The sequence below is a fragment of the Rossellomorea vietnamensis genome (assembly GCF_008180615.1).
In the GTDB taxonomy this organism is placed as follows: domain Bacteria; phylum Bacillota; class Bacilli; order Bacillales; family Bacillaceae_B; genus Rossellomorea; species Rossellomorea vietnamensis_D.
Genome location: NZ_VTEH01000026.1, coordinates 42,076 through 48,763, shown reverse-complemented (window position 1 = coordinate 48,763; position 6,688 = coordinate 42,076). Strand labels below are relative to the sequence as shown.

Genomic DNA, 6,688 nt, shown 5'->3' with positions numbered 1-6,688 from the left:
CGGGGAGGTTTGGCACCTCGATGTCGGCTCATCGCATCCTGGGGCTGTAGTCGGTCCCAAGGGTTGGGCTGTTCGCCCATTAAAGCGGTACGCGAGCTGGGTTCAGAACGTCGTGAGACAGTTCGGTCCCTATCCGTCGTGGGCGCAGGAAATTTGAGAGGAGCTGTCCTTAGTACGAGAGGACCGGGATGGACGCACCGCTGGTGTACCAGTTGTCTTGCCAAAGGCATCGCTGGGTAGCTATGTGCGGAAGGGATAAGTGCTGAAAGCATCTAAGCATGAAGCCCCCCTCGAGATGAGATTTCCCATCACTTTATGTGAGTAAGATCCCTGAAAGATGATCAGGTAGATAGGTCTGAGGTGGAAGCGTGGCGACACGTGCAGCTGACAGATACTAATCGATCGAGGACTTAACCACGAAATAACAGCGAAACTCGGAATACTTTCTTCTTTCTTCTAATACTTTATCTAGTTTTGAAAGAACAATGTTCTTTCAATTTCATACAGTCTGGTGATTAAGGCGAAGAGGTCACACCCGTTCCCATGCCGAACACGGAAGTTAAGCTCTTCAGCGCCGATGGTAGTTGGGGGATCTCCCCCTGTGAGAGTAGGACGTCGCCAGGCTGGAATGAATTCCAATAATATGGGCTGAAAAGAGGAACTTTTCTTAATAGGCTGCATATTATGTATCATTATTATTGTCGCGGGGTGGAGCAGTTCGGTAGCTCGTCGGGCTCATAACCCGAAGGTCGCAGGTTCAAATCCTGCCCCCGCAATACCATTTTGTATAGCAACAAAATATTACCCTTCATTTTAAGGATAGATATTTTGAAAAGTATTTATTAGTCCTTACAATAATGAAGGATATTTTGCTTGCTAGCAAAAATCCTTGGTCCGGTAGTTCAGTTGGTTAGAATGCCTGCCTGTCACGCAGGAGGTCGCGGGTTCGAGTCCCGTCCGGACCGCCATCTATTACTTTAGAAGTTTAGCGAAACGATGTTTCGTTATTTTTTTTGTCTTTATGCCGGTTTTTTTGCTCAACCAGATGAAATCGGGTAAACTACATATATACTGCATCCTTAGGAAGTGACTTGTATCCTAAGGTTTTTTTATACATTAAAGGAGATAGTTATGGCTACGTATGAATTTATAACAAGCGGCCCGGAGCAGACAGGCGAATTTGCCGGACGGATTGCCGGGATGCTAATAGAAAATGACGTCTTAACCTTAGAGGGCGATCTTGGTGCCGGAAAGACAACGTTTACCAAGGGACTGGCAAAGGGTCTTGGGGTTAAACGCAATGTAAATAGTCCGACCTTTACGATCATTAAAGAATATCAGGGGCGGCTGCCTTTATATCACATGGATGTCTATCGCCTGGATGATTCTTTCGAGGATCTTGGCTTTGACGAATATTTTGATGGCGGCGGTGTGACGGTCGTTGAGTGGGCACATTTGATTAAGGATCAGCTTCCGGAAGAAAGGCTGGCTGTCACGATAATGAGGATATCTGAAGAAGAAAGAAAGATTATACTGGAGCCGTCGGGCGACAGATATGAAATGTTATGTAAGGAGATTTTTGAATGAAGATCTTGGGGATTGATACTTCCAATTACCAATTGGGCATCGCGCTGGTGGATGGCAATGAAGTAATTGGTGAGTTTATAACGAATATCAAGAAGAACCACTCTCTGAGGGCAATGCCGGCAGTGGATATACTGATGAAGGACTGCGGAATTGCACCAGCTGATTTGGATAAAATTGTAGTGGCTAATGGCCCGGGGTCTTATACAGGTGTGAGAATAGGTGTGACCATTGCCAAAACTATGGCGTGGTCATTGAATATTCCTGTAGTTGGTGTTTCATCGCTGGCTGTACTGGCGTCATCAGGAAGGTACTTTGACGGGTTGATCTCTCCTTTGTTTGATGCGAGGAGAGGGCAGTTATATACTGGGCTTTACAAGTTCAGTGAAGGAAAGTTGGAGTGCATAATAGAAGATGCCAATTTGCCGGCTGAGCAATGGGCTGAAATGATGAGCCAATATGAGCAGAAGGTTTTGTTTGTAGGACATGATGTGAAAATTCATCACGAAGTATTTCATAGCAGATTGGCGGATCAAGCCGTTTTTGGGGACATGGCAAGTCATAATCCACGTCCATCTGAATTGATCAGGCTTGGAATGGATCGTTCTGAAGAAAATGTTCACGGTCTTGTACCGAACTATATCAGGCTTGCAGAAGCAGAAGCTAAGTGGAGAGAATCACAAAAATAGCTGTGTTATTGGGGAATGGCAAATGAGCGATTATACAATAAGATTAATGAGTGTGGAAGATTTAGATGATATCATGGAAGTGGAAACAGAGTCTTTTACCATTCCATGGAGCAGGGATGCTTTTTTCAATGAAATAGAGACGAACCATTTTGCGACATATATCGTCATTGAAGACAAAGGCAAGGTCATCGGTTATTGCGGAGTTTGGATCATCGTGGATGAAGCCCATATTACCAACATCGCTGTCCTTCCTTCTTACAGAGGGCAAGGCCTTGGAGATAGATTGATGGAAAGCATGATTGAAATCGCAAAGGAAATGGGAGCAGTGACCATGACGCTTGAAGTAAGGGTCAGTAATACTCCTGCTCAAACTTTGTATAAGAAGTTCGGATTCTCGGAAGGCGGAATCCGCAAAAATTACTATTCTGACAACCAAGAGGATGCATTAGTTATGTGGGTGAAATTATATGAGTAAAGATACGTATATCCTAGGAATGGAAACGAGCTGTGATGAGACAGCGGTCTCCATTGTTAAAAACGGTAAAGAGATTCTATCAAATGTTGTTGCTTCTCAAATCGAAAGCCATAAGCGATTTGGTGGAGTAGTTCCAGAGATTGCCTCACGCCATCATGTGGAACAAATCACGATTGTGATAGAGGAAGCGCTCGATCAGGCTGGAATGAGTTTAAAGGAATTGGATGCGATCGCTGTTACGGAAGGGCCTGGCCTTGTAGGTGCCCTGCTAATTGGGGTAAATGCAGCTAAGGCATTGGCTTTTGCTCACGGCATTCCGCTTATCGGTGTTCATCATATCGCCGGACATATATATGCAAACCGATTAGTGACAGACATGAAATTTCCTCTTCTTTCCTTAGTTGTATCCGGCGGCCATACAGAATTGGTATATATGAAAGAGCATGGATCTTATGAAGTGATCGGAGAGACTCGGGATGATGCTGCTGGAGAAGCTTATGATAAAGTAGCAAGGACACTTGGCCTGCCTTATCCTGGAGGTCCGCATATCGACCGGCTGGCAGCAGAAGGAAAACCGGAGATTAATCTGCCGAGAGCATGGCTGGAAGCGGACTCGTTTGACTTTAGTTTCAGCGGGCTGAAGTCAGCTGTTATCAACACTGTCCACAATGCTGAACAGCGTGGGGAAACCATTGCTCAGGAAACGCTTGCTGCGAGTTTTCAGGCGAGTGTCATTGATGTACTTGTCACTAAGACTCTAAAGGCGGCAAAGCAGTACGGAGTTGGACAGGTTCTACTGGCAGGCGGCGTTGCAGCCAATAGAGGATTAAGAAGTACATTGGAAAAAGAGTTTGGTGCTCTTGATGGAGTGGAGCTTGTCGTGCCTCCTTTGTCGCTATGTACAGATAACGCTGCGATGATTGCGGCTGCGGGAACAATTGAGTTTGATAAAGGGAAGCGGGGCTCGATGGCGATGAATGCCAATCCGGGTCTTGATATAGAAAGTTTTTAGGCTTGAGGGAGAAATCTCTCAGGCTTTTTTGTTTGATGATTAGTGGGGGAGCGTATTTAAGTTTGGGGAGCTATTAAGATATCTTCGGTAGGGAGAGGATGATTTTTTATAAGTAGTGTATGAAGTTGTGGGAACTTCGGTCGGAAGAGGATGGTTTTTCATCAAGATATGTACGAGGCTACGTGAACTTCGGTCATGAGCAGTTGGTTTTCCCTCACAATATGTAAGAAGAAGGAGGGGAACCATAACCTATCTCTCTTTCAAAGTTTAGAGGGTCTCAATGAGTGTTCAAGAGACCCGTAGAATGCGAATTTCGAGATGAAGTGGTCTCAAGGAGTGTCTAAGAGACCAGTGGAAACCGTGTTTTGAGTTGTAGAGTGTCTCCAGGATCGTTCAAGAGACCCTTGATTCAAGCAATCTAAGGTGAATCTTTTATTGGCATCATACTTAAAACCTTGTGGATAACAGGATGATGTGGAAAACTAGTATGGCCATCTGAGCTTAATATTCTCAAAAACATAAAGATACCCCCAGGATTTCCACACTTCGGGGATAACTATTGGTGAAGAAAAGGTTACTCCGAGAAAAATAAGGGGTATAAGTAAACGGATGAGTATGCCTTAATAAGAACATGTGTTTTGTACACAGTCTGTGGACAACTTGTTGATAACTATCGTTTTCCTTGTGTAAAAGAACAAGGAAAATTTTCCTATTTTTTTGTTAGTAATGGGGATAACTGTGGATTAAATTGTGGATTATGTGGAAAAGTGGTGTGAATAAAGAGAAAATAACATTTTTTCTGTGAATAACTATGTGGAATACCATGACTGAAATAGAATTCTGGATCTTCTGAGTAAGAGGGCTTTCATCTGGTTGCACAGCAGAGTTTATAAAAGAGCATTTATAAAAAAGTAAAACTGCTTCAGGATATTCACCTGAAGCAGTTTTTTTAAGTTTGGAGGAGCTCTTCGATTTCGGTCCACTCTTCCATATATTCTTCTAGTGATTGTTTTGCTTCTTCCAGTTCGCTGTTCAGCTTCACTACTTTTTCATGGTCTTGAAAGATATCAGGATCACATAAGTCAGTCTCTATCCTGCTTATGGCCCCCTCAAGTTCTTCCATTAGTTCTTCGAGTTCTTCTACCCGTCTTTTACGCTGTCTCTCCAGCTTTTTCGCTTCTTTATCCTGCTGATAGTTTTGTTTTTCTGTTTTTAAAGGAGCAGGACTGTTAACATAATTGCTTTGCTCAAGCTGGGCAAGTTCAAGTATCTCGTTCTTTTTCTGAATATAGTAGTCGTAATCTCCAAGAAATTCGGTTGCTTCATTCTGTGATAACTCGACCACCTTTGTAGCAATCCGGTTAATGAAGTAACGGTCATGCGAAACAAATAGGATGGTTCCCGGATAATCTATCAGGGCGGACTCCAGCACTTCTTTGCTGTCCAGGTCCAAGTGGTTGGTTGGCTCATCAAGGATCAGCAGGTTCGCTTTTTGCAGCATCAGTTTCGAAAGGGCCAGTCTGGCTTTTTCCCCTCCGCTAAGAGTAGATACAGGCTTCAAGACATCTTCACCGGAAAAGAGGAAGTTGCCCAAAACCGTTCTGATGTCTTTCTCATCTTTCATTGGGTATTCATCCCACAGTTCATTTAAGACGGTTTTATTGGATGAGAGTTCTGCCTGCTCCTGATCATAATAGCCTATGGAAACATTGGAGCCAAAGGTGAAGTCTCCTTTAATAGGTTTCAGCCTTTGGATTAAGGTTTTTAAAAGCGTTGATTTTCCGACCCCATTTGGACCTACAAGGGCGGCACTGTCACCTTTTGACATGGACATGTTTAAGGAAGAGGAAATGACATCCTCTCCATATCCAATTGCCAAGTCATTGACTTTAAGAACATCATTTCCGCTTGGACGGTCAATGGTAAAGGAGAAGGTTGCGGATTTTTCATCGCCTTGGGGGCGGTCCATGATATCCATTTTCTCCAGTTTCTTTCGTCGGCTTTGCGCGAGCTTTGTCGTGGAAGCGCGGGCAATGTTTTTCTGGATGAAATCTTGCAGTTTAGCCACTTCTTCTTGCTGGCGCTCAAACTGTTTCATCTCTCTTTCGAACATTTCCGCCTTCATTTCAAGGAACTGACTGTAATTGCCGTGATATTTCTTCGAGTTGGAGCGGGAAACTTCGTAAACCTGATTCACGACTTTATCTAAAAAGTAACGGTCATGGGAGACGATGAGGATCGCCCCTTCATAGCCTTGGAGATACTGCTCCAGCCAGGATAGTGTATCGATATCAAGGTGATTGGTAGGCTCGTCCAGAATCAGAATATCAGGCTTTGTCAGTAAAAGCTTTCCGAGAGCCAGGCGGGTTTTTTGCCCTCCGCTTAGTGTGGAAATCTGTGTACTATAATCAAAGCCGGCAAAGTTCAAGCCATGCAAGACGGAACGGATATCCGCTTCGAATTGATAACCGCCTGATTCCTTGAATTTTACCTGCGTACTATCATATTCTTTCAGGACCCTGCTGTATTTTTCTTCATTTTCATAAACAGCAGGATCCGCCATCTGCTGCTCGAGCTTCCTTAAATCTTCCTCCATCTTGCGCAGGTCATCAAAGACCAAAAGCATTTCATCCCAGATGGATAAACCGGATTCGAGGCCGGTATGCTGGGCGAGGTATCCAATGGTCGTTTCTTTAGGCTTGATAATATCGCCGGAATCATAGGAAAGCTGTCCGGAAATGATTTTTAATAATGTAGATTTACCCGCTCCGTTCCTTCCGACAAGAGCTACTCTGTCGCGGTTCTGAAGTTCGAGCTTTATATTGGACAGGATCACGTCAGCCCCGAAGGACTTAACGATTTGATTGACTTGTAATAATATCATTTCATTCACCTCTATATAGTAGGCTCTTTTTTTGCGTGGAAAAG

5 protein-coding genes, 2 tRNA genes and 2 rRNA genes are annotated in these 6,688 nt (G+C 44.0%); 8 read left to right on the top strand and 1 reads right to left on the bottom strand.

The window, feature by feature from the left end; genetic code table 11:
* The 8 genes from FZC79_RS21730 to tsaD all read left to right on the top strand — a co-directional run.
* Nucleotides 1–418 (top strand): 23S ribosomal RNA (locus FZC79_RS21730); the annotation flags it as partial.
* An 89-nt stretch (nt 419–507) separates the two neighbouring features.
* Nucleotides 508–624 (top strand): 5S ribosomal RNA (gene rrf / locus FZC79_RS21725).
* A gap of 78 nt (nt 625–702) precedes the next feature.
* Nucleotides 703–776: transfer RNA gene (locus FZC79_RS21720), tRNA-Met, on the top strand.
* A gap of 115 nt (nt 777–891) precedes the next feature.
* Nucleotides 892–968: transfer RNA gene (locus FZC79_RS21715), tRNA-Asp, on the top strand.
* 163 nt (nt 969–1,131) lie between these two features.
* The gene (tsaE, locus tag FZC79_RS21710; protein ID WP_148948728.1) at nt 1,132–1,587 is read left to right on the top strand and encodes a tRNA (adenosine(37)-N6)-threonylcarbamoyltransferase complex ATPase subunit type 1 TsaE; all 456 of its coding nucleotides are present in this window, start codon (nt 1,132–1,134) and stop codon (nt 1,585–1,587) included.
* Nucleotides 1,584–2,273 carry a tRNA (adenosine(37)-N6)-threonylcarbamoyltransferase complex dimerization subunit type 1 TsaB gene (gene tsaB, locus FZC79_RS21705; protein ID WP_148948727.1) on the top strand — a complete coding sequence of 230 codons (690 nt, stop codon included), beginning with the start codon at nt 1,584–1,586 and terminating at the stop codon, nt 2,271–2,273. Before tsaE ends, tsaB begins: the two co-directional genes overlap by 4 nt.
* Nucleotides 2,274–2,295: 22 nt before the next feature.
* On the top strand, nt 2,296–2,748 hold the full coding sequence (rimI, locus tag FZC79_RS21700) for a ribosomal protein S18-alanine N-acetyltransferase (RefSeq protein ID WP_148948726.1): 453 nt from the start codon (nt 2,296–2,298) through the stop codon (nt 2,746–2,748).
* Nucleotides 2,741–3,760, top strand: a complete 1,020-nt coding sequence (gene tsaD, locus FZC79_RS21695; protein ID WP_148948725.1) for a tRNA (adenosine(37)-N6)-threonylcarbamoyltransferase complex transferase subunit TsaD — start codon at nt 2,741–2,743, stop codon at nt 3,758–3,760. Before rimI ends, tsaD begins: the two co-directional genes overlap by 8 nt.
* Before the next feature lie 949 nt (nt 3,761–4,709).
* Here tsaD and FZC79_RS21690 read toward each other — a convergent pair.
* Nucleotides 4,710–6,644 carry an ABC transporter ATP-binding protein gene (locus FZC79_RS21690; RefSeq protein WP_148948724.1) on the bottom strand — a complete coding sequence of 645 codons (1,935 nt, stop codon included), beginning with the start codon at nt 6,642–6,644 and terminating at the stop codon, nt 4,710–4,712.
* Nucleotides 6,645–6,688: the final 44 nt, after the last annotated feature.

Excerpts from the sequence above, each read along its gene's own strand:
- rimI (WP_148948726.1), top strand. The coding sequence starts at position 2,296 with ATGAGCGATTATACAATAAGATTAATGAGTGTGGAAGATTTAGATGAT.
- FZC79_RS21690 (WP_148948724.1), bottom strand. The coding sequence starts at position 6,644 with ATGATATTATTACAAGTCAATCAAATCGTTAAGTCCTTCGGGGCTGAC.
- tsaE (WP_148948728.1), top strand. The coding sequence starts at position 1,132 with ATGGCTACGTATGAATTTATAACAAGCGGCCCGGAGCAGACAGGCGAA.
- tsaB (WP_148948727.1), top strand. The coding sequence starts at position 1,584 with ATGAAGATCTTGGGGATTGATACTTCCAATTACCAATTGGGCATCGCG.
- tsaD (WP_148948725.1), top strand. The coding sequence starts at position 2,741 with ATGAGTAAAGATACGTATATCCTAGGAATGGAAACGAGCTGTGATGAG.